Genomic DNA, 24,489 nt, shown 5'->3' with positions numbered 1-24,489 from the left:
TTATTTTTGTGCTGCAAATTATTTACATGGTTCCATATTTTACTGAGAAGCAAGAATCATTCGATAGTCCAATAATTGACACTCTACGATCTGAGATAGACTCTCTAAAAGTTGCAAAGTTAGAAGAAAATAAAACAACTATTTATCCTTTTAACCCAAATTACATTACTGATTTTAAAGGATATTCCTTGGGAATGAGCAATGAAGAAATTGATCGCCTACATGAATTTAGATCCAAAAATCAATGGGTAAATTCTGCCTCACAATTTCAAAAAGTTACAAATGTATCTGATTCCCTATTGGCTGAAATTTCACCATATTTTAAATTTCCAGAATGGGTTAACAAACCAAAAAAACAGTATTCAAATACTTATTTAAATCAAAATACAACCAAAACATTTGAACAAAAAATAGACTTAAATAAAGCAACCAAAAGTCAACTTCAAAAGGTCTATGGTGTAGGTGAAAAACTTTCTGAACGAATAATTACGTATAGAAATCGATTAGTGGGTGGGTTTCATTCAGAAATTGAATTAACTGAAGTTCATGGTTTAACAGACGAGGTAATTGAAAATATCAAAAAAGATTTTGTTGTAAAAACCCCTCGGACTATAGTTACTTATAACCTTAATACAGCATCTAAGGATGATTTGGTCCTAATAAAGTATGTAGACTATGAAATTGCGAGTAATATTATAGAGGAAAGAACACTCCGTGATGGCTTTAAGTCTTTGGAAGAATTAACAAAAGTTGAGGATTTTCCTCTAAACAAATATGAGATAATTAAGTTATATTTGCACCTTTAAAAAATTGCATAAAATGTCGAGGTTGTATTTTACGGAAGAGCATAATTTATTTAGAGAAAGTTTAAGAGATTTTTTACAAAAGGAAGTTGTTCCGCATGTAGAAAAATGGGAAAAACAGGGTAGTTTAGATAAATTCATTTGGAAGAAGTTTGGAGAGATGGGATACTTCGGTTTGGCCTATCCAGAACAGTATGGAGGTTTAGACCTCGATTTGTTTTATACTGTTATTCTTCTTGAAGAATTGCAAAAAATAAACTCTGGTGGATTTGCTGCTGCAATCTGGGCACATGTGTATTTGGCAATGACCCATATCAATAAAGAAGGCGACGAGGCAATAAAAGAAAAGTATCTTACGGCCAGTATAACAGGAGATAAAATAGGCTGTCTATGCATCACAGAACCTTTTGGAGGAAGTGATGTTGCTGGTATGCGCACTACCGCTGTAAAAAAAGGCGATAACTACATAATTAACGGGTCTAAAACCTTTATAACTAATGGTGTTTACAGCGATTATCTGGTAGTAGCGGCAAAAACAAACCCTGAATTGGGCAATAAGGGAATAAGTATTTTTGTTCTTGATAGAGAAATGCCAGGGATTTCTGCTACCAAATTAGATAAACTTGGTTGGCGAGCGTCGGATACAGGAGAAATAGCATTTGATAACGTTGAAGTTCCTACTTCGCATCTCATGGGAGAAGAAAACCAAGGTTTTGGTTATATAATGCAACATTTTGCTTTAGAGCGCTTAATCATGGGCATTAATGCACATGCTAGAGCAGAGTTTGCTTTAGACTATGCAAAACAATATATGAGCGAGCGCACCGCTTTTGGTAAAACCATCGATAAATTTCAGGCATTAAGGCACACCTATGCAGAGTGTGAAACTCAAATGGAAATTTGTAAACAATTCAACTACTATGTGGCAAAAAGATTAGATATGGGTGAGTATGTTGTAAAAGAAGCAACCATGTCTAAATTACAATCTACAAAAATGGCAGATGAAGTTATTTACCAATGCCTGCAATTTCTAGGAGGCTATGGCTACATGGAGGAATATCCATTAGCGAGACTTGCTCGTGATAGCCGACTCGGTCCGATTGGTGGTGGGACATCTGAAATCCTTAAAGAGATTATTGCCAAAATGGTAATTGATAATAAAGATTACAAACCAGCTACATAATTAAATATTAGTACATTTGGATATTAAAATCTCAAATGGCTATGATTTCTAACCTACGTCTCAGCTTATTTTTTGCTTTCACATCGGCTTTTATTTTTGTTGCCAATGCTCAGATTGAGCTCAAAAATAAGGTTGTAGATTTTTCCACTTTATTACCTCTAGAAAATGCAAGTATCTACATAAAAAATACTACTATTGGTACGGTCAGTAATTCAGATGGTAGATTCCTTTTGCTCGTACCAGAAGGATTTAGTCAAGATACAATAGTAATTTCATCAATTGGTTTTAAAACCTTTAAAACAAAAGTAGATGAATTTGACAATTCTCTAGATATCTTTCTTGAAGAAGATATTGCCACATTAGATGAGGTTGTAATTCTGGCAGAACCAAGGCCAACAGATGGAAACGGTATTGTACTTAAGGCTATTGAGAAGTTAGATGTAAATCTGCCCGATTCATCTTATGTCCAAAAAGGATTCTTTCGCCATAAAGAACGAAATAAGGTAGAGTTTAAGTGGTTGATAGAAAGTGCTATTACCTTATATGATTCTGGTTATACTGTATCCGCAAAAGATTATCTTAAGCTAAATGTTGATGAAGTTCGAAAGAGTTACGATTTACGTGATATAGACAGTATTTTTTCATATGTAGCTTATACCAATCAAAAGGACTCTGGTAAGCGCATTAAGATAACAGATGTAGAAAGGTCAGAGCTTTCAAAAGAGCAATTAGTTAAGGCAATAAAATGGAACGATACCAGAGTAAATGGATTAAAAAACTTGTTTTCTGGAAAGCTGAATTTACTGAGAAATTCAAAAGATAACAATGCATTATTTGGAGAGGAGATTCTAAGTAATCATCAATTTGAACTAGATACAATTCTAGTAGATAATGAACGTAAAATCTATAAAATTAAAATTGATAAGAGTTTTGATTTTGTTGGGCTTCAAACCGAAGGTATTTATAACGAAGGCTATATCGCAAATGGCTGGCTTTATATTTATTATGATAATTACGCCATTAAACGAATAGAATATAACTTAATTGCAGCGTCAGATGCTCAAAAAATAAGAAGTAAGCGCTTGTTTGATACACAGACCAACCACAAGCTAATTCTAAATTACATGGAGTTTCAAGATAAAATGTACCCGAATTACATTTACTACGAAACGCCAAAGTTGGTTACTGTTGGTCTTAAATCAGATACCAAGATGACCGAAAGTCAAAAAGAACGTTATAATAAAAATGAGCGTTACTATTCAACTATACAAGAGGTGCTATTTTCAGAAATTGTATTAGATAATGACATTATCAAACTAGAGTTGGAGAAAGATTGGGATGCAGATATTTTTGCTACTAAACCATACAATAAAGAGTTCTGGAGAAACTACAATGTATTATTAGAAAGCGAAGAAGACGAAAAACTTATTAAAGACCTAACCAAAAAGGCACAATTATTTAAGGAATAATTTTAATTGCAAATCTAAAAATCATCTTATCTTTGCGCCCAAATTTTAAAAGGGAGGAGGTTAAGTTCCAATGTTAAAAATACAGGTAAACGAAGGCGAAAACATAGAGCGGGCACTAAAGCGATATAAACGTAAGTTTGACAAAACTGGCACAAAAAGACAGTTGCAAACAAGAAAGTACTTTATAAAACCATCAGTTGAGCGTAGAAAAGAACTGCAAAAAGCAGAATATGTTCAAATGTTACAAGATAAAGAAATTTTATAATCATCATTATCACTAGTAAAATCCTGTGTTTATCACAGGATTTTTTATTAAGAGCTATTTTGTATCTATTTGGTTATATTTATTCTCAAGCTTTTAAAGATGAGTATTAAGGCATTTTCAGATTATCTTTCATTAGAGAAAAATTATTCACAGCATACCGTTACTGCTTACATTAATGATGTAAATTCTGCTCAGGACTTTTTGGCTGAAAACTATAATGACGTCAATATCAAAGACGCAGACTACAGTTTAATAAGACAATGGATTGTTGAGTTAGTGGATAATGGCGTAAGCAATAGATCTATAAATAGAAAAATATCTTCATTGAATGCCTATTACAAGTTTTTGCAGAAAACTTTGGTAATTAAGAGTAACCCGTTAAGCAAACACAAGGCACTTAAGGTCGGAAAAAAGTTAAATCTCCCATTTTCTAAAAATGAGCTTAAAGCGGTCTTGGACCAAAGTATTGAAGTTGTAGATTTTGAATCTGCCAGGGATAGCTTAATCATTGAATTATTTTATTCAACGGGAATAAGAAGAATTGAATTAGTTAACATTGAGCTTTCGGATGTAGATTTAAAAACTAAACAACTTAAAGTAATCGGAAAGCGCAACAAGGAGCGCTATACTCCCATAATTAACTCTGTTGTTCAATCCTTTGAGCGTTACCTGCAATATAGAAATGAACTACAACAAATCACAGACAAAAAGGCAGTTTTTTTAACCAAAAAGGGTATTAAAATTTACGAAATGCTTGTTTACAGAATAATAAATAAGTATTTTAGTAAGGCGTCTTCAAAAGCAAAATGTAGCCCACATGTACTGAGACATTCTTTTGCTACTCACTTATTAAACGAAGGTGCAGATTTAAATGCAGTGAAAGAACTTCTTGGACATACAAGTTTGGCAGCTACTCAAGTATACACGCACAATAGTATAGCAGAATTAAAAAAGGTCTATGCCAAATCGCACCCAAGAAATAAAAAGTAACTGCGTTAAAAATATTGAAGGTGATTAAATGTCAATTTATCATCATTTGTTTAACCTAAAAATGAGCTTATGAAAGTAAACACTCAATCCGTAAATTTTACTGCAGATCGTAAACTAATTGATTTCATTCAAAAACGTATGGATAAATTAGACTTGTTTTATGATAAAATCATACAATCAGATGTATATTTAAAGGTGGAAAATACTAGCGGTAAAGAGAACAAGGTATTTGAAGCTAAGATTAGAGTTCCAGGAGACAGCTTTATTGTAAAAAAACAATGTAAAACATTCGAGGAAGGTGCCGATATTGCTATTGCCTCTCTAGAAAGACAAATTAAAAAAAGAAAGCAAAAATTGAGAGCCCATAGCTAACTAAAATTTTTTCAAAAATGTTTTGAATACAAAAATAAAACACTACATTTGCAGTCCGTTAGAAATAGCGGACTTTTTTGTGGTCTTTTTTGACCCAGAAAACGAAGAAAAAAGGCCGATATAGCTCAGCTGGCTAGAGCAGCTGATTTGTAATCAGCAGGTCGTGGGTTCGAGTCCCTCTATCGGCTCTTAACTAAAAAAGAATCAGTTCTTTAGTTTATTGATTTTTGGGAAGATACTCAAGCGGCCAACGAGGACAGACTGTAAATCTGTTGGTTTTTACCTTCGCAGGTTCGAATCCTGCTCTTCCCACCAAATGCAACAAAGAAAAAGTTTGTTTCATAAAAGCGGGAGTAGCTCAGTTGGTAGAGCGTCAGCCTTCCAAGCTGAATGTCGCCGGTTCGAACCCGGTCTCCCGCTCAATATTCCTGTGAAGGCAGGAACTCATTAGATGTAATGTAATGAGAAACTAAAACCTTTACGCCGGTGTAGCTCAGGGGTAGAGCGTTTCCTTGGTAAGGAAGAGGTCACGAGTTCAAATCTCGTCATTGGCTCTTTTTTCTAAGAGATAGTTTAGAATTTAAATTGAACACTAATATTTAATAAGATTAAAATAAATTAAACATGGCAAAGGCAACTTTTGATCGTTCAAAACCACACTTAAACATTGGTACTATTGGACACGTAGATCACGGTAAAACAACTTTAACTGCTGCTATTACTAAAGTATTAGCTGATGCAGGTTTTTCAGAGGCTAAATCTTTTGATCAGATTGATAACGCACCAGAAGAAAAAGAAAGAGGTATAACAATTAATACTTCACACGTAGAATATCAAACAGCTAACCGTCACTATGCACACGTAGACTGTCCAGGTCACGCGGATTATGTAAAGAACATGGTAACTGGTGCTGCTCAAATGGATGGTGCTATTTTAGTTGTTGCTGCAACGGATGGTCCTATGCCACAAACACGTGAGCACATCTTATTAGGTCGTCAGGTAGGTATTCCTCGTATCGTTGTTTTCTTGAACAAAGTAGATATGGTTGATGATGAAGAGCTTTTAGAATTGGTAGACATGGAAGTTAGAGACTTATTAAACTTCTATGAGTACGATGGAGACAATGGTCCAGTTGTGGCTGGTTCTGCTTTAGGCGCACTTAATGGTGAGCAAAAGTGGGTAGACACTGTAATGGAATTAATGGAAGCCGTTGACACTTGGATCGAAGAGCCAGTGCGTGATATGGATAAGCCATTCCTAATGCCAATTGAGGATGTATTTTCAATTACAGGTCGTGGTACTGTAGCAACAGGACGTATTGAAACTGGTATTGCTAAAACAGGTGATCCAGTAGAAATTATCGGTATGGGTGCTGAGAAATTAACATCTACTATTACAGGTATCGAAATGTTCCGTCAAATTCTTGACAGAGGTGAGGCTGGAGATAACGCGGGTATTCTTTTAAGAGGTATTGAAAAAACGCAGATTTCAAGAGGTATGGTAATCACTAAACCTGGATCTGTAACGCCACATGCTAAATTCAAAGCTGAGGTTTATATCCTTAAAAAAGAAGAAGGAGGCCGTCACACACCATTCCACAATAACTATCGTCCACAGTTCTATGTAAGAACTACTGACGTTACAGGTAACATTACTTTACCTTCTGGTGTTGAAATGGTAATGCCTGGTGATAACCTTACTATTGAGGTAGATTTAATCCAGCCAATTGCAATGAACGTAGGTTTACGTTTCGCTATCCGTGAAGGTGGTAGAACAGTTGGAGCTGGTCAGGTAACTGAAATATTAGACTAAACATTATAATGTTAAATAGTTAATTAAGGTGTCCTGTAATACAGGACGCCTTGATTATTATTTACGGGTTTAGCTCAGTTGGTAGAGCACTGGTCTCCAAAACCAGGTGTCGTGAGTTCGAGTCTCGCAACCCGTGCGAAGCAAAATAAGGCTGTAATAGAGTCTGAAAAACAAATAACAAATGGCAGGAATTATAACATATATAAAAGAGTCTTTTGAGGAATTAAAAAACAATGTGTCTTGGACACCTTGGCCAGAAGCTCAGAGATTAACAGTTTTGGTAGCTGTATTTTCAATTATTTTTTCATTGGCTATTTGGGGTGTTGACACGGTTTTTAGTCGTGCAGTTAAAGCATATTTTCAATTTATAAACTAACAATATTACAGAAACGATTATGTCTGATAAAAAATGGTATGTTGTTAGAGCTGTAAGTGGACAGGAAAACAAAATAAAAACTTACATCGAAAACGAAATTGCAAGATTAGGGCTTGAGGATTATGTTGACCAAGTATTGGTGCCTACAGAAAAAGTAATTCAAATCCGTAATGGGAAAAAGATTAACAAAGAGAAAGTCTATTTCCCTGGATACATAATGATACAGGCAAACCTTAGCGGTGAGATTCCACATATTATAAAGTCCATTACAAATGTAATTGGCTTTTTAGGAGAGACTAAAGGTGGTGATCCTGTACCGTTAAGACAATCTGAAGTAAATAGAATGTTAGGTAAAGTAGATGAATTGGCTATTGAAGCAGATGCTCTTGTGGCCATACCGTTTACAAAAGGAGAAACCGTAAAGGTTATAGATGGACCATTCAATGGATTTGATGGTACTATAGAAAAGATAAACGAAGAAAAGCGCAAGCTTGAGGTAATGGTTAAGATTTTCGGTAGAAAGACACCATTAGAATTGAGCTATATGCAAGTAGAAAAGTTATAATAATTGTTACAATAAAGATAGCGTTCATTCTAGCTTCCAATTTAGATATAACGCACTAAACATTTAAAAATGGCAAAAGAATTAGACAAAGTAGTTAAGCTACAAGTTCGGGGAGGTGCTGCGAATCCGTCGCCACCGGTTGGACCCGCTTTAGGTGCTGCTGGAGTTAATATCATGGAGTTCTGTAAGCAGTTTAATGCGAGAACCCAGGATAAACCAGGTAAAGTTTTACCTGTGGTCATTTCTGTTTACAAAGACAAATCATTTGAATTTGTAATCAAGACACCACCAGCTGCAGTACAATTATTAGAAGCGGCCAAAGTAAAGAAGGGTTCTGGAGAACCAAACCGACGAAAAGTAGCAAAAGTAACTTGGGATCAAGTTAGAGCTATTGCTGAAGACAAAATGCAAGATTTAAATGCATTTGAAATAGGTTCAGCAATGAAGATGGTAGCTGGTACAGCTAGATCTATGGGAATCACTGTTAAAGGAGGTGAGGCTCCAAACTAAAATTTTTGAAATGGCAAGATTAACAAGAAAGCAAAAAGAAGCACGAGCAAAGGTTGATAAAAACAAACTTTACTCGTTAGAAGAAGCTTCAGCTTTACTAAAAGAAATAACATACACAAAGTTTGACGCTTCAGTAGATTTAGCAGTTAGACTTGGTGTAGATCCTCGTAAGGCCAATCAAATGGTTCGTGGTGTTGTTTCATTACCACACGGTACAGGTAAAGATATGAAGGTTCTCGCATTAGTAACTCCAGATAAGGAAGCCGAAGCTAAGGAAGCTGGTGCAGATTATGTTGGGTTAGATGAATACTTACAAAAAATAAAAGATGGTTGGACAGACGTTGACGTTATCGTTACAATGCCAAGCATTATGGGTAAGTTGGGACCATTAGGTAGGATATTAGGCCCAAGAGGTCTTATGCCAAACCCTAAAACAGGAACAGTTACAATGGATGTAGCTAAGGCTGTTAGTGAAGTAAAAGCTGGTAAAATAGATTTTAAAGTTGATAAAACAGGTATCGTACATGCACCAATTGGAAAAGCATCTTTTAGTGCTGAGAAATTGGTTGGTAATGCAAACGAGCTTTTAACTACTTTAATGAAGTTAAAGCCAACTGCAGCTAAAGGTACTTATGTAAAGAGTATTTACATGTCAAGTACAATGAGCCCAAGTATAGCAATTGATACTAAAATAGGATAGTAGTTAAACTTAGAATATTATGACAAGAGAAGAAAAATCGCAAGTAATTGAAGAGTTAACTGCTCAATTAGCTGAAAACACTAATATCTATCTTACTGATATTTCTGGGTTAGATGCAGCAACGACTTCAAACTTAAGAAGAGCTTGTTTTAAATCAAACGTAAAACTGGCTGTTGTGAAGAATACGCTTTTAGAGAAGGCAATGGAAGCTTCTGATAAGGACTTTGGTGAATTACCATCTACTTTGAAAGGGAACACTTCTGTTATGTATTCTGAAGCAGGGAACGCACCTGCAAAGGTTATTAAACAATTCCGAAAAAAATCAGATAAGCCTTTATTAAAAGGTGCTTTTATTGAAGAAGCTATTTATATTGGTGATGACTTATTAGATACACTTGTAGAAATTAAGTCTCGTGAAGAGCTTCTTGGAGAAATTATTACAATATTACAATCGCCAGCTAAGAATGTTATCTCAGCACTTAAATCAGGTGGAGGAACCCTAGCTGGTATCGTAAAAACGTTATCTGAGAAAGAAGGATAAAATAAACACACAAAAATTATTATAACACACACATTAAACAATAGAAAAATGGCAGATTTAAAAGATTTCGCAGAACAATTGGTTAATTTAACCGTAAAAGAGGTTAACGAATTAGCTACAATATTAAAAGATGAGTATGGCATTGAGCCTGCTGCAGCTGCAGTTGCAGTTGCTGCTGGAGGTGGTGCTGCAGGTGGCGGTGAAGCTGCTGAAGAGCAAACTGAATTTGATGTTATATTAAAAGCAGCTGGAGCATCTAAGTTGGCTGTTGTAAAATTAGTTAAGGAGTTAACTGGTTTAGGATTAAAAGATGCTAAAGGCTTAGTAGATGAAGCACCAAGTACAATAAAAGAAGGTGTTTCTAAAGACGAAGCAGAGGGCTTAAAATCTTCTTTAGAAGAAGCAGGAGCTGAGGTTGAGCTTAAGTAAGCTCAGCTTAACCTACAACATATGGTTTAGGTCTGGAGTTACCCTCTAAGACCTAAACCCTTTTGTGTATATAAAGGATATGCACAATTTTAATTTTTTTTAATAAAAAATCTCGTTCATCAATGTTAGCAAAAAAGGCTGAAAGAATTAATTTCTCTTCTATTGTAAATAGAACAGATTACCCAGACTTTTTGGATATTCAAATAAAATCCTTTCAGGATTTTTTCCAATTAGAAACAAAGTCAGAAGCAAGAGAGAATGAAGGTTTGTATAACACCTTCATGGAGAACTTCCCAATTACAGATACACGTAATCAATTCGTCTTAGAATTTTTAGATTACTTTATAGATCCTCCAAGATACACGATTGAAGAATGTATCGAAAGGGGATTAACTTACAGTGTACCTTTAAAAGCAAGATTGAAACTGTATTGTACAGATCCAGAGCACGAGGATTTCGAAACTATAGTTCAAGATGTTTATTTAGGTACTATCCCTTACATGACACCTAGTGGTACATTTTGCATAAACGGCGCTGAGCGTGTAGTTGTATCGCAGTTACATAGATCACCTGGTGTGTTCTTTAGCCAATCATTCCACGCTAATGGTACGAAGTTGTATTCTGCAAGAGTAATTCCTTTTAAAGGTTCTTGGATAGAATTCGCAACGGATATCAATAGTGTAATGTACGCTTATATTGATAGAAAGAAAAAATTACCTGTTACTACTTTATTCCGTGCAATTGGTTTTGAGCGTGATAAGGATATTTTAGAGATATTCGACCTTGCAGAGGAGGTTAAAGTTTCTAAAACAGGATTGAAAAAAGTTATTGGTCGCAAGTTGGCGGCACGTGTTCTTAATACATGGCATGAAGATTTCGTAGATGAAGATACTGGGGAAGTTGTATCTATTGAGCGTAACGAAATTGTATTAGATCGTGACACCATTGTAGACAAAGAAAATATTGAAGAAATCCTTGAAGCAGGTGTAAAAACAATTCTTTTACACAAGGAAAGTGCCCAACAGGGAGATTATGCCATTATTCATAACACATTACAGAAAGATCCAACAAACTCAGAGAAAGAGGCTGTTGAGCACATTTACCGTCAGTTACGTAATGCAGAACCGCCAGATGAGGAAACTGCACGTGGTATAATTGATAAGTTGTTCTTTTCTGATCAGCGTTATTCTCTAGGAGAAGTTGGACGTTACAGAATGAACAAAAAATTAGGTCTTGATATCGGTATGGATAAGCAAGTGCTTACTAAAGAAGATATCATTACCATCATAAAATATTTAATTGAGTTAATTAACTCTAAAGCAGAGATTGACGATATTGACCACTTATCAAATCGTCGTGTACGTACGGTTGGTGAACAGTTATCGTCTCAGTTTGGAGTTGGCTTAGCACGTATGGCACGTACTATTCGTGAGCGTATGAATGTACGAGACAACGAAGTATTTACGCCAATTGATTTGATAAATGCTAAAACATTATCGTCTGTAATTAACTCGTTCTTTGGTACAAACCAATTATCTCAGTTCATGGATCAAACAAATCCATTGGCAGAGATTACCCACAAACGAAGATTATCGGCCTTAGGACCTGGGGGTCTTTCTAGAGAAAGAGCAGGTTTTGAGGTTCGTGACGTTCATTACACACACTATGGTCGCTTGTGTCCAATTGAAACACCAGAAGGACCAAACATTGGTTTAATATCTTCACTTTCAGTTTACGCTAAGGTGAATTCAATGGGATTCATTGAAACTCCATATAGAAAAGTTGAAGATGGTGTCGTAGATATCAAGAATGCGCCAACATATTTAAGTGCAGAAGAGGAAGAAGAAAAATTAATCGCCCAAGCAACAGTTGAGGTAGATGGCAAAGGTAAAATTACTCATGATAAGGTAATTGCGCGTCAAGAAGGAGATTTCCCTGTTGTGGAGCCTTCAACTGTAAGTTACACAGACGTTGCGCCAAATCAGATCGCATCGATTTCGGCATCGTTAATACCTTTCTTAGAGCATGATGATGCAAACCGTGCCTTAATGGGTTCTAATATGATGCGTCAAGCTGTACCTTTATTACGTCCAGAATCACCAATTGTGGGTACTGGTTTAGAACGTCAGGTTGCATCAGATTCCAGAGTTTTAATTAATGCCGAGGGCGAGGGTGTCGTTGAGTATGTTGATGCTGATAAAATTGTGATTAAATACAAGCGCACTGAAGAGGAAGCAATGGTAAGCTTTGATAGTGATGTCAAAGAATATCCATTGGTGAAATTCAGAAAAACCAACCAAGGGACTTCAATAAACTTAAAGCCTATTGTTCAAAAAGGTGATAAGGTTACAAAAGGTCAGGTGCTTTGTGAGGGTTATGCAACGCAGAATGGTGAACTTGCACTTGGTAGAAATATGAAAGTGGCCTTTATGCCTTGGAAAGGATATAACTTTGAGGATGCTATTGTAATTTCTGAAAAAGTTGTTCGTGACGATATTTTCACGTCAATTCATATAGATGAATATTCGTTAGAAGTAAGAGATACCAAATTAGGTAATGAGGAGTTGACTAATGATATTCCAAATGTTTCAGAAGAGGCTACTAAAGACCTTGATGAGAATGGTATGATTCGTATTGGTGCTGAAATTAAACCAGGCGATATCTTGATTGGTAAGATTACACCAAAAGGTGAATCTGATCCAACACCAGAAGAAAAACTTTTGCGTGCAATTTTCGGGGACAAAGCAGGTGATGTAAAAGATGCTTCTTTAAAAGCTTCACCATCATTAAATGGCGTTGTAATAGATAAGAAGTTGTTTGCAAGAGCTGTAAAAGATAAGCGTAAAAGAGCACAAGATAAAGAAGATATCGAAAAGCTCGAAGATGCTTACGATAAGCGTTTTGACGATCTTAAAAATATTTTAGTTGAAAAATTATTTGCAATTGTAAATGGTAAAACCGCTCAAGGTATTTATAATGATCTTGGAGAAGAAATTATACCAAAAGGTAAGAAGTATACTTTAAAAATGTTGAACGCTGTGGATGACTACACGCATTTAACATCAGGAAAGTGGACTACAGACGACCATACAAATACTTTAGTTGCAGACTTAATTCACAACTATAAGATTAAGGAAAATGATTTACAAGGTTCACTCAGACGCGAGAAATTTACAATCTCTGTAGGAGACGAGTTACCTTCAGGGATCATTAAACTTGCAAAGGTTTATATTGCTAAAAAACGTAAGCTAAAAGTTGGTGATAAAATGGCAGGACGTCATGGTAACAAAGGTATAGTTGCTCGTATTGTACGTCAAGAAGACATGCCATTCCTAGAGGACGGAACACCTGTAGATATCGTATTGAATCCACTAGGTGTACCATCACGTATGAATATTGGTCAGATTTATGAAACTGTACTAGGCTGGGCAGGTCAAAAATTAGATCGTAAGTACGCGACACCAATTTTTGATGGTGCTACTCTAGATCAAATTAATGAATATACTGATGAAGCTGGTATACCGAGATTTGGCCATACCTATTTATATGATGGTGGAACCGGAGAGCGATTTGACCAGGCTGCAACAGTCGGTGTGATTTATATGATTAAGTTAGGTCACATGATTGATGATAAGATGCATGCACGTTCAATAGGCCCGTACTCGTTAATTACGCAACAACCGCTTGGTGGTAAGGCGCAATTTGGAGGTCAACGTTTTGGTGAGATGGAAGTTTGGGCACTTGAAGCCTACGGTGCATCAAGTACATTGCGTGAAATCTTAACTGTTAAATCAGATGATGTAATAGGTAGAGCTAAAACTTACGAGGCAATCGTTAAGGGTGAGCCAATGCCAGAGCCAGGATTACCAGAATCTTTCAATGTACTTATGCACGAATTGAAGGGACTAGGATTAGATATTAGATTAGAAGAGTAAAACTTAGGTGTATAACTTTGGTCAATAAATGACTGAAGTTATGCGCTGAATACCATAAACAACATGGCAAGAAAACAAGATAAGAATACATTACAGAAGTTTAACAAAATTTCTATCGGTTTAGCATCACCTGAGTCTGTTCTAGCGGCATCTCGAGGTGAAGTTTTAAAGCCGGAAACTATTAATTATCGAACACACAAACCTGAACGTGATGGTTTGTTCTGCGAGCGTATTTTTGGTCCCGTAAAGGATTACGAATGTGCCTGTGGTAAATATAAAAGAATTCGCTACAAAGGTATTGTTTGTGACCGATGTGGTGTAGAGGTAACCGAAAAGAAAGTACGTAGAGATAGAGTAGGGCACATTAATTTGGTTGTCCCTGTAGCACATATCTGGTATTTCCGTTCGTTACCAAATAAAATTGGTTATCTACTTGGATTACCATCTAAGAAATTAGACATGATTATCTATTATGAGCGTTATGTTGTAATTCAACCTGGTAATGCAGTAAATGCTGAAGGTGAGCCTGTTCAAAAGATGGATTTCCTCACAGAAGAAGAGTATTTGAATATTTTAGAGACACTGCCACAGGAGAACCAATATCTAGAAGATACAGATCCAAATAAATTCATTGCTAAAATGGGTGCCGAGTGTCTCATTGATTTATTGGCGAGAATTGATTTAGACGAGTTATCATACGATTTAAGACACAAGGCAAATAATGAAACTTCTAAACAACGTAAAACAGAGGCATTGAAACGTCTTCAAGTTGTTGAAGCTTTTAGAGAGTCTAACTTAAATAGAGAGAATAAGCCAGAGTGGATGATTATGAAGGCAATTCCGGTAATTCCGCCAGAATTGAGACCTTTAGTACCACTAGATGGAGGTCGTTTTGCGACATCAGATTTAAATGATCTCTACCGTCGTGTAATTATCCGTAACAACCGTCTTAAAAGATTGGTCGAAATCAAAGCACCAGAAGTAATCTTGCGTAATGAGAAGCGTATGCTACAAGAATCGGTAGATTCATTATTTGACAACACTCGCAAGTCTTCAGCTGTTAAAACAGATTCCAACAGACCATTAAAGTCGTTGTCAGATTCTCTTAAAGGTAAGCAAGGACGTTTCCGTCAGAATTTACTTGGTAAGCGTGTAGATTATTCTGCTCGTTCTGTTATTGTTGTTGGACCAGAATTAAAATTATTCGAATGTGGATTGCCTAAAAATATGGCAGCAGAGCTTTATAAGCCTTTTATCATCAGAAAATTAATTGAAAGAGGTATTGTAAAAACTGTAAAATCTGCTAAGAAAATTATAGATAGAAAAGAGCCTGTAGTATGGGATATCCTAGAAAATGTTCTTAAAGGACATCCAGTATTACTGAACCGTGCTCCTACATTACACAGATTAGGTATCCAAGCGTTCCAGCCAAAACTTATTGAAGGTAAAGCAATTCAGTTACATCCATTAGTGTGTACCGCATTTAACGCGGATTTCGATGGTGACCAGATGGCGGTACATTTACCATTAGGACCGGAGGCAATTTTAGAGGCACAATTGTTAATGCTAGCCTCTCACAATATACTCAATCCAGCAAATGGATCACCTGTAACAGTACCTTCACAAGATATGGTTCTTGGTCTATATTACATGACCAAGCTACGTAAATCTGATAAGGATTATAGAGTTAAAGGCGAGGGGTTGACATTCTATTCTCCAGAAGAAGTAACTATTGCTTATAATGAGAAAAAAGTAGATCTTAATGCTGGAATCAAAGTAAGAACTAAAGATTTCAATGAGGAAGGCGAGCTAACAACTCAAATTATTGAAACAACAGTAGGGCGTGTACTTTTCAATGAAAAGGTTCCTGAAGTTGCTGGATATATAAACGAGGTATTAACTAAGAAGTCTTTGAGAGATATCATTGGTAAGATCCTTAAAGTTACATCTGTTCCTGAAACGGCAGAGTTCTTGGATGAAATCAAAACTTTAGGATATCAATTTGCCTTCCAAGGTGGATTGTCGTTCAGTTTAGGAGATATCATCATACCAGAAGAAAAGCACGCAATGATTGATGCGGCCAACAAGCAAGTTGATGGTATTATGGGTAACTATAACATGGGTCTTATTACCAATAACGAACGTTATAATCAGGTTATTGATATATGGACTTCAACGAATGCCGAATTAACTGAGCTTTCTATGAAACGCATCCGTGAAGATCAACAAGGATTTAACTCAGTTTATATGATGTTAGATTCTGGAGCTCGTGGATCTAAGGAACAAATCCGTCAGTTAACTGGTATGCGTGGATTGATGGCTAAGCCTAAGAAATCTAATGCAGGTGGTGGCGAAATTATTGAAAACCCTATCCTTTCAAACTTTAAGGAAGGTCTTTCAATTTTAGAATACTTTATCTCTACTCACGGTGCGCGTAAAGGACTTGCTGATACAGCCCTTAAAACAGCTGATGCAGGTTATTTAACACGTCGATTGGTAGATGTATCCCAAGATGTAATTGTATATGAAGAGGACTGTGGTACATTAAGAGGGATTGAAGTTTCAGCACTTAAGAAAAATGAAGAAGTAGTTGAGAAACTAGAAGATCGGATCGTAGGTAGAACATCGCTTAATGATGTTTATGATCCACATACCGAAGAATTACTGGTAGAAGCAGGTGGGCATATCGATGACACAATTGCTAAGCGCATTGAAAATTCTGCTATAGAATCTATTGAAGTGCGTTCACCGTTAACCTGTGAAGCTAAGAAAGGCATCTGTGTTAAATGTTACGGACGCAACTTAGCTACTGGCAAAATGGTACAACGTGGTGAAGCCGTTGGTGTTGTGGCAGCACAATCGATCGGTGAGCCAGGAACCCAGCTTACACTGCGTACGTTCCACGTAGGTGGTATTGCAGGTAATATTTCAGAAGAAAATAAGTTAACAGTCAAGTTTGATGGTGTTGCTGAAATAGATGATCTTAAAACAGTTAAGACAAAGGATAACGAAGGAAATAATGTCGATGTAGTAATTTCTAGAACTTCAGAATTAAAGTTAGTAGACGCTAAAACTGGCATTGTTTTAAGCACAAACAACATACCTTACGGTTCACACATTTTTGTTAAGCCAGGTGCTAAAGTGAAAAAAGGAGATGTTATTTGTAAATGGGATCCTTACAATGGAGTTATTATTTCTGAGTTTGCTGGAAAAGTAAAATATGAAAACATTGAACAAGGGGTAACATATCAGGTTGAGATTGATGAGCAAACTGGTTTCCAAGAAAAGGTAATCTCAGAATCCAGAAACAAGAAATTAATCCCAACATTATTAATTGAAGATTCTAAGGGAGAAACGATTCGTTCTTATAATCTGCCAGTTGGGGCACACATCATGATAGATGATGGTGATAAGATTGAAATCGGTAAGATTTTAGTTAAGATACCTCGTAAATCAGCAAAAGCTGGAGATATTACAGGTGGTTTACCTCGTGTAACAGAGTTATTTGAAGCACGTAACCCATCCAACCCAGCTGTTGTGAGTGAGATTGATGGTGTAGTTTCTTTTGGTAAGATTAAGCGTGGTAACCGTGAAATCATTATAGAATCAAAATTAGGTGAGATTAAGAAATACTTAGTTAAGTTATCTAACCAAATCTTAGTTCAAGAAAATGATTATGTAAAAGCCGGTATGCCATTATCAGACGGATCAATTACTCCAAACGATATATTAAATATTAAAGGACCTTCTGCAGTGCAGCAGTATTTGGTAAATGAGGTGCAAGAGGTATACCGTTTACAAGGAGTTAAGATTAATGACAAACACTTTGAAGTGGTTGTTAGGCAAATGATGCGCAAGGTAAGAATTATGGATTCTGGTGATACAATTTTCTTGGAGAATCAATTAGTTCATAAATCAGATTTCATTGAAGAGAACGACAAGATCTTCGGAATGAAAGTTATTGAAGACAGGGGCGATTCAGAGAATTTTAAATCAGGTCAAATTGTAACTGTAAGACAATTACGAGATGAAAATTCTGTACTTAGAAGAGAAGATAAAAATCTTGTTACGGCTAGAGACGCACAACCTGCGACAGCTACGCCAATTTTACAGGGTATTACAAGAGCATCATTGCAGACCAAGTCGTTTATTTCAGCGGCATCGTTCCAAGAAACGACTAAGGTATTAAACGAAGCTGCAGTAAATGGTAAGATTGATACATTAGAAGGACTTAAAGAAAATGTAATTGTTGGTCACAGAATACCAGCGGGTACAGGAGTTAGATCTTATGACAATATCATCGTAGGATCTAAGGAAGAGTTCGAAGAAATGATGAAAGCTAAAGAAGAGATGAATTTTAACTAAATGAGACTCAAGTTTATCTAGCCGAAGGCGAAAGTAAACTTGCTAGTCGAATTTATCCTGAACTGGGTTCAGGCTCTCAAATAATAAAAGCCTTCAAACTAATTTAGATTGAAGGCTTTTTTAAATTAAAGTAAATAAACATGCCAGACGAAAAAAAGAATCCAAAAAAAGGACAAATTAATATTGAGCTTGATGAGAAGATTGCAGAAGGTATATATTCCAACTTAGCAATCATTAATCATTCGGTCTCAGAATTTGTAGTAGACTTTGTAAACATCATGCCAGGTGCACCAAAAAGTAAGGTGAAATCTAGAATTATATTAACACCGCAACATGCAAAACGATTGGTTAAAGCTTTAAGTGATAATGTTGCTCGGTTTGAAAAAGCTCATGGTGAAATCAAAGATTACGAGCAACCACCGATTCCTCTGAATTTCGGACCGACAGGTCAGGCTTAAATTTTGAATTGTTGTTGCGAGAAATTTTTTCATGGAGCAACCACCGATTCCTCTGAATTTCGGACCGACAGGTCAGGCTTAAATTATAATGGTAAGCGGTTGCTTCAAATTTTTCTCCTGAGCAATCTCCGATCTAATGTAGTTTTGTGACAATTTAAGTTGATTTAATTCAGATAACTGTTAAGTGATACGAAAAGAAAACCCAATAATAAAATTAATGGGTTTTCTTTTTTGCAGTTCGTCATCAATAAGGTTAGGCTACCTCCTTACTATTTAAATAATATTGAAGTGCTCCAGATGGGCAGCGTTTTACTTGTTTTATAATTTTTTTGGTCTTTGCACCTTCTAAATTAATCCATGGAATAACGGAATGTCTAAAGACTTCAGAAAGCTGGTTGGCACATAATTCGGCGTTGATACAACAACTCGGTTCGTAGGTTACAGTAATTTTACCATTACTGAAAACATTGTGATTTGTTTCCATAATAAGTAGATCAATTTGGGGTTAATCTTGTCTTAATTAAAACATATAGATAGTAATAATAGATAAAAAGACGATAAAATGCAAATATCATCGTTCTATTACATAAATTGAAGGCAACATTCGATGAAATGCATGATGCAATTAATCAAATTCAGAAGTCATGTGAAAAGTAATGCTTGGATATTTTTGTTGTGTCATCTGGAGAGAGAAAAGGGAATCTGCCAAAAAGACCAATTGACCTTGTTTGTCTTTGGCTAAATAGCGTTGCTTAACTCTCAAGAATTCTTTAAATTCTTCGCTCTTCTCGTTTTCTGTCTGTACCCAACATGCTTTGTGAACATTTAAATTTTCATAAGTACACTTGGCTCCATACTCATGTTCTAAGCGGTACTGAATAACCTCATATTGCAAAGCACCTACGGTACCAATGACCTTTCTGCTATTATAATCTAATGTAAAAAGCTGTGCTACACCTTCATCCATTAACTGGTCTATACCTTTGTATAATTGCTTAGCCTTTAAAGGATCCGCATTATTTATGTACCTGAAATGTTCTGGAGAAAAACTTGGTATACCTTTGTAGTTAATCACTTCGCCTTCGGTCAAGGTATCCCCAATTTTGAAATTTCCAGTGTCCTGCAGTCCTACAATATCTCCTGGGTAAGAGATATCCACTATTTCTTTCTTCTCGGCAAAGAAGGCATTAGGACTAGAAAATTTTAATTTCTTGTTGTGCCTAACATGCAGATATGGTGTATTTCGTTTAAATTCACCTGAAACAATTTTAACAAAGGCAAGCCTGTTTCTATGATTGGGATCCATATTAGCATGGATTTTAAATACAAAGCCAGTAAACTTATCCTCATCTGGTTTTACCAAACGTTCTTCACTTTGTTTCGCCCTTGGTTTAGGGGCAATCTCAACGAAGCAATCCAATAATTCCCTAACGCCAAAATTATTAAGTGCAGAACCAAAAAATACAGGCTGAAGATCGCCTTTCAAATAGGCATCTTTATCAAACTTTGGATAAATACCAGATACCAATTCAATTTCATCGCGCAATGTATTTGCTGATGATTCACCTACGTAGTTGTCAAGTTCCGAAGAGGTTAAATCATTAATTTCTATCGTGTCCTTTACATGTTTTTTGCTGTCACTTTTAAAAAGGTTGATATTCTTTTCCCATAGATTATAAATACCCTTAAAGTCGTAGCCCATACCAATAGGGAAGCTCAGAGGTGTAACTTTTAAACCTAGTTTTTGCTCTACTTCGTCTAGCAAATCAAAAGCATCTTTTCCTTCTCGATCAAGTTTATTAATAAAAACTATCATTGGTATGTTGCGCATTCTACAAACTTCAACAAGCTTTTCAGTTTGTTCCTCAACACCCTTTGCAACGTCTATGACAACAATCACACTATCAACAGCAGTTAGTGTTCTAAAGGTATCTTCAGCAAAATCTTTATGACCAGGTGTATCTAAAATATTAATCTTAATGCCATTATACTCAAAGGCCAAAACAGAAGTGGCAACAGAGATACCACGTTGGCGTTCAATCTCCATAAAGTCGCTAGTAGCACCTTTTTTAATTTTATTGCTTTTAACGGCACCAGCTTCTTGTATTGCACCACCAAATAAAAGAAGCTTTTCGGTTAATGTAGTCTTTCCTGCATCTGGGTGTGATATAATACCAAAGGTACGACGCCTTTCAATTTCAGCTTTAAAACTCATGGATATATTATAAGGAATGCAAATTTAAAAGAAACGGGAATATTACTATAATTTGGTTTGCAGAATTTTAGAGTAAAAAAAACCGTTTTATACGTTTTAACTCTTTTTTAGGATACTAATCGAAAAATTTTTAAAGGAATAATTCTTTCAATGTATTTTTCCGAAAAATGTAATGTAAGTTTAATTTGTTAAACATGCATAAATATATGTCCCAAATAACTACTAATAGCCTACACCTTTCTAAAGTTGATTTACAACATATCTTCTAAGGCCTGTATTGGCAACTTACAGTTAATGAGTGACTTATATTTTAAGACCGTGTCCATAGTGATATAGACATGTTAAAGTCTTTAATACAAACTTTCTTACGAAAACGCTTGTATTTTGCATTTTAACGATTATATTTGCAGATAATCGATGATTTGTTTCGTCGATATACGTGTTATAAATAATATATCAACCTCATAAGATTATGAAGAATTCTACTCGATTCTCATTAGAAAAGAAAATTTTATTAGTAGTCCTTCTACTATTCAGTTATTCTCAATTATCATTTGCACAATGTGCTGACGTTTCACCAACAGGTGATTGTGATTTTGATTTGGTCCTGAACGGCTCGGATATTGATGATGACAATGACGGTATCTTGGACTCAGTTGAAGATGCTAATAGCGACTTGGATAATGACCCATCAACTAATCCAACGGACACTGACAGTGATGGTATTCCGGATTATTTGGATTTAGATTCAGATAATGATGGAATTTATGATGTCCAAGAAGCTGGTTTTGGATTGCAAGATACCAACGCTGACGGACGCATTGATAGCAATGATACTGGCTTCTTTGATGTCAATACAAATGGGGCAGATGATACTGCTGAATTATTGACACCAATAGACACAGGTTCTGATGGGAGCTTTGATTTTCAGAACTTAGATAGTGATAATGACAGCTGTAGTGACGCAAATGAAGCTTACGGGTTTAATGGAGCAGATGGTAATGACGGAGGTCAGTTTGGAATTGGTGATCCTTCAACGGTCGATGGCAATGGATTAGTAATAGAAGTAGGAGTTGTATATTCGTTAGGGACAAATTTTACTGTTACTGATGGAATCTCTTCGGTCTGCGCAGCGGCGGCATTGCAGTGTGGTGTTATTAATTCACTCTACCAAACAAGAGGGAATTCGACTTTAGGAGTGACAGAAGTTTTTAGACTAAACCCATTTCTTCAAGCTTATGTAAATATAGGAACACTTCCTGGAGTACCTAATACTTCAGCAACAAATAGTGCATACAGCGCTGCTACACAATATGTTTATTCAAGTAATGCGGCTAATGTGGTTAGAGTTTATGATCCAGCAAATAATTATGCTTTTGTTGGAGAAATTACAGTTACAGGAGCATCAGCACCCTTTACATTTAGACTTTTTTCAATTGGTAATACTGTAGGATACATTAATAATGTGGGTCCAACAAGTTATATAGTAACCTTTGATGTCACAGCTATTGCGTCTTATCCTGCAACGCGTCCTGCCACAAATGTTACCGTCTCAGGGACTTTTTCAGGTGCTGCGGATTATGCTCGGGTTGGTAATCATGTTTATGGTATGACAATGAATGGCCCATTAACGACACCTATATTAACAAAAGTAGATGTTAACACGGGGGTCTCACAAACATTTGATTTAACGCTTGCTAATGCAACTACAAATACAGATCCTATATCAAATGCTACTTTTGGAGCTGTATGGCAAGATGAACAAGACAATTTCTATGCATTTAATAATGGAAATGGTGATATTTATCAAATATTAGATGTTACCACGGCAACGACAGGAACAGCTTTTACAAAGGTATTAATAGCCGATCCTTCAGGTCAAAATGATGGTTTTGGATGTGAGATTGGAGTAAATCCTTTGGATTGGGATGGTGACGGTATAATAGATACTGCTGATATTGATGATGATAATGATGGTATTTTAGACACAGAGGAAGATGAAAATATCGATGGAGATAACAATCCATTAACCAATTTTACAGATACTGATGGTGACGGCATACCAAATGGTTATGATTTGGATTCGGATGGTGATGGTATTCCAGATAATAATGAAGCGCAGTCTACCGGAGCCTATGCGGCACCATTAGATTCCAATAGTGATGGCATACCAGATGATACAGATGGCGATGGTCTTGCTGATACTTATGATAGTACGCCAGCAGGCGGACCTGCAGGCAGTATTGGAATAACTCCAGTTAATACAGACGGAATACTAACAACAAGTGATACAATTCCAGATTACCTAGATCCAGATTCCGATAATGATGGTCAATCAGATACAATAGAGGCTGTAATAACACTAACAGGTAATGATGCAGATTTTGATGGTTTAGATGATGCAATAGACGTAACATCAGGCTTGGAAGATCCAAATGGTATTATAAATGACACTGGAATTTTACAAAATACAGATGGTATAAATGATGTTGATTTCAGAGATGTTGTTGATACAGATGGAGATGGTGTCCTAGATACAGAAGATTTAGACGATGACAATGATGGCATATTAGATACTGCAGAGGCTGAAGGAGGAAACGATCCAATTGGAGATGAGGATGGTGATGGGATTCCTAATTTTGCTGACACAATTGATAACGGTGGAGCTGGAGACGGTTCAACCACAAACTACACCGATTCAGATCTTAACGGTATACCTGATGTGTTCGATTCGGATGATGATGGAATACCAAATCATTTAGACGTTGATAGTGATGGTGACGGTTGCTTTGATGCTATCGAAGGAGCGGGAACCTTTACAGGTGGTGATTTAACATCTAGTAATAATTTGGCAGATGATGACGAAGGTTCTGTTGATGCCTTTGGAGTACCATCAAATACTGGCAGTCCACAAGCTACAACAGCTGGTTTAACAGATGCTGGAGATACATCGGCTTGTGCAAGTTGTGCAATAACAGATATTACATCATCAAACGAATCTGCATGTAATGATAATGGGACACCTTCAGATATTACAGATGACACTTTTACGGCAGATGTTACGGTAACTTTTACGGATGCACCAACTACGGGTACATTGGATTTGACCGGAGATGGAACTGCTTCGGTTTCGGCTGTTGGCTTAACCTCTCCGCATACTTTTGTTGGAGTAACTTTACCAGCTAATGGTATTGATATATCCTTAACAGCAACATTCTCAGATGATGTTGCATGTACATTTACAAACGCAACAGTAACCACAGCTCCATTTGAGTGTAGTGATGACGCCTGTCCAGATGTAATTGCACCAGGTAATCCAACAGCAGCATTAACAGGTGCAGAGGTAATCTTTGATATTGATAATCCAGGAGATAATACATTACCTGCGACCTTAAATTCAATCACAGTTACTGGGCAACCTAATCCTTTCACAGGAATTTTGAGACCAGAATTTGCTAATTATCAGTTTGTCAATCCGTTAGCTACTAATCAATTTATTGT

19 protein-coding genes and 5 tRNA genes are annotated in these 24,489 nt (G+C 36.2%); 22 read left to right on the top strand and 2 right to left on the bottom strand.

Annotated elements, in window-relative coordinates:
• Positions 1–26 precede the first annotated feature (26 nt).
• The 21 genes from LBU54_RS09595 to LBU54_RS09495 all read left to right on the top strand — a co-directional run bounded on the left by LBU54_RS09595 (position 27) and on the right by LBU54_RS09495 (position 18,773).
• Positions 27–806 carry a ComEA family DNA-binding protein gene (locus LBU54_RS09595; RefSeq protein WP_224528747.1) on the top strand — a complete coding sequence of 260 codons (780 nt, stop codon included), beginning with the start codon at positions 27–29 and terminating at the stop codon, positions 804–806.
• A 13-nt stretch (positions 807–819) separates the two neighbouring features.
• The gene (locus LBU54_RS09590) at positions 820–1,986 is read left to right on the top strand and encodes an acyl-CoA dehydrogenase family protein (RefSeq protein WP_224528746.1); all 1,167 of its coding nucleotides are present in this window, start codon (positions 820–822) and stop codon (positions 1,984–1,986) included.
• 41 nt (positions 1,987–2,027) lie between these two features.
• Positions 2,028–3,455: a carboxypeptidase-like regulatory domain-containing protein gene (locus tag LBU54_RS09585; protein ID WP_224528745.1), complete on the top strand. Its 1,428-nt coding sequence runs from the start codon at positions 2,028–2,030 to the stop codon at positions 3,453–3,455.
• A gap of 70 nt (positions 3,456–3,525) precedes the next feature.
• On the top strand, positions 3,526–3,720 hold the full coding sequence (gene rpsU, locus LBU54_RS09580) for a 30S ribosomal protein S21 (protein ID WP_224528744.1): 195 nt from the start codon (positions 3,526–3,528) through the stop codon (positions 3,718–3,720).
• Positions 3,721–3,819: 99 nt separating this feature from the next.
• Complete coding sequence (locus LBU54_RS09575; RefSeq protein ID WP_224528743.1) at positions 3,820–4,710, top strand: tyrosine-type recombinase/integrase; 891 nt, start codon at positions 3,820–3,822, stop codon at positions 4,708–4,710.
• Positions 4,711–4,779: 69 nt separating this feature from the next.
• Positions 4,780–5,082 carry an HPF/RaiA family ribosome-associated protein gene (locus LBU54_RS09570; RefSeq protein WP_224528741.1) on the top strand — a complete coding sequence of 101 codons (303 nt, stop codon included), beginning with the start codon at positions 4,780–4,782 and terminating at the stop codon, positions 5,080–5,082.
• A 114-nt stretch (positions 5,083–5,196) separates the two neighbouring features.
• Positions 5,197–5,270: transfer RNA gene (locus LBU54_RS09565), tRNA-Thr, on the top strand.
• 41 nt (positions 5,271–5,311) lie between these two features.
• A tRNA-Tyr gene (locus LBU54_RS09560) sits at positions 5,312–5,397 on the top strand.
• Between the two features lie 32 nt (positions 5,398–5,429).
• Positions 5,430–5,502 (top strand) — tRNA-Gly (locus tag LBU54_RS09555).
• Between the two features lie 62 nt (positions 5,503–5,564).
• Positions 5,565–5,636, top strand: a tRNA-Thr gene (locus LBU54_RS09550).
• A gap of 70 nt (positions 5,637–5,706) precedes the next feature.
• Complete coding sequence (gene tuf, locus LBU54_RS09545) at positions 5,707–6,894, top strand: elongation factor Tu (protein ID WP_224528739.1); 1,188 nt, start codon at positions 5,707–5,709, stop codon at positions 6,892–6,894.
• A gap of 63 nt (positions 6,895–6,957) precedes the next feature.
• Positions 6,958–7,030: transfer RNA gene (locus LBU54_RS09540), tRNA-Trp, on the top strand.
• A 45-nt stretch (positions 7,031–7,075) separates the two neighbouring features.
• Positions 7,076–7,270: a preprotein translocase subunit SecE gene (gene secE, locus LBU54_RS09535; protein ID WP_224528737.1), complete on the top strand. Its 195-nt coding sequence runs from the start codon at positions 7,076–7,078 to the stop codon at positions 7,268–7,270.
• 19 nt (positions 7,271–7,289) lie between these two features.
• The gene (gene nusG, locus LBU54_RS09530; protein WP_224528732.1) at positions 7,290–7,835 is read left to right on the top strand and encodes a transcription termination/antitermination protein NusG; all 546 of its coding nucleotides are present in this window, start codon (positions 7,290–7,292) and stop codon (positions 7,833–7,835) included.
• 69 nt (positions 7,836–7,904) lie between these two features.
• Positions 7,905–8,345, top strand: coding sequence for a 50S ribosomal protein L11 (rplK, locus tag LBU54_RS09525; protein WP_111684313.1), 441 nt, complete (start codon positions 7,905–7,907; stop codon positions 8,343–8,345).
• 10 nt (positions 8,346–8,355) lie between these two features.
• Positions 8,356–9,045, top strand: coding sequence for a 50S ribosomal protein L1 (rplA, locus tag LBU54_RS09520; RefSeq protein ID WP_224528729.1), 690 nt, complete (start codon positions 8,356–8,358; stop codon positions 9,043–9,045).
• Positions 9,046–9,064: 19 nt separating this feature from the next.
• Entirely contained in the window at positions 9,065–9,586 is a 522-nt protein-coding gene (gene rplJ, locus LBU54_RS09515; RefSeq protein WP_224528727.1) for a 50S ribosomal protein L10, read from the top strand.
• Positions 9,587–9,634: 48 nt separating this feature from the next.
• Positions 9,635–10,015, top strand: coding sequence for a 50S ribosomal protein L7/L12 (gene rplL, locus LBU54_RS09510; RefSeq protein WP_224528724.1), 381 nt, complete (start codon positions 9,635–9,637; stop codon positions 10,013–10,015).
• A gap of 122 nt (positions 10,016–10,137) precedes the next feature.
• Complete coding sequence (gene rpoB, locus LBU54_RS09505) at positions 10,138–13,950, top strand: DNA-directed RNA polymerase subunit beta (protein WP_224528722.1); 3,813 nt, start codon at positions 10,138–10,140, stop codon at positions 13,948–13,950.
• Between the two features lie 63 nt (positions 13,951–14,013).
• Complete coding sequence (gene rpoC, locus LBU54_RS09500; RefSeq protein WP_224528721.1) at positions 14,014–18,315, top strand: DNA-directed RNA polymerase subunit beta'; 4,302 nt, start codon at positions 14,014–14,016, stop codon at positions 18,313–18,315.
• Positions 18,316–18,455: 140 nt separating this feature from the next.
• Positions 18,456–18,773 carry a DUF3467 domain-containing protein gene (locus LBU54_RS09495; protein ID WP_224528720.1) on the top strand — a complete coding sequence of 106 codons (318 nt, stop codon included), beginning with the start codon at positions 18,456–18,458 and terminating at the stop codon, positions 18,771–18,773.
• Between the two features lie 253 nt (positions 18,774–19,026).
• Here LBU54_RS09495 and LBU54_RS09490 read toward each other — a convergent pair whose 3' ends face one another.
• Together LBU54_RS09490 and LBU54_RS09485 are read right to left on the bottom strand one after the other, a co-directional pair.
• The gene (locus LBU54_RS09490) at positions 19,027–19,257 is read right to left on the bottom strand and encodes a (4Fe-4S)-binding protein (RefSeq protein ID WP_224528719.1); all 231 of its coding nucleotides are present in this window, start codon (positions 19,255–19,257) and stop codon (positions 19,027–19,029) included.
• 141 nt (positions 19,258–19,398) lie between these two features.
• Positions 19,399–20,988 carry a peptide chain release factor 3 gene (locus tag LBU54_RS09485; RefSeq protein WP_224528717.1) on the bottom strand — a complete coding sequence of 530 codons (1,590 nt, stop codon included), beginning with the start codon at positions 20,986–20,988 and terminating at the stop codon, positions 19,399–19,401.
• A 472-nt stretch (positions 20,989–21,460) separates the two neighbouring features.
• Between LBU54_RS09485 and LBU54_RS09480 the strand changes: the two genes are divergently transcribed.
• Positions 21,461–24,489 (top strand): beta strand repeat-containing protein (locus LBU54_RS09480; protein WP_224528715.1); only part of this gene is annotated, 3,029 nt, incomplete at its 3' end.

It is taken from the genome of Winogradskyella alexanderae (genome assembly GCF_020166335.1).
Classification (GTDB): Bacteria; Bacteroidota; Bacteroidia; order Flavobacteriales; family Flavobacteriaceae; genus Winogradskyella; species Winogradskyella alexanderae.
This window is presented reverse-complemented; position numbering and strand designations above follow the sequence as displayed.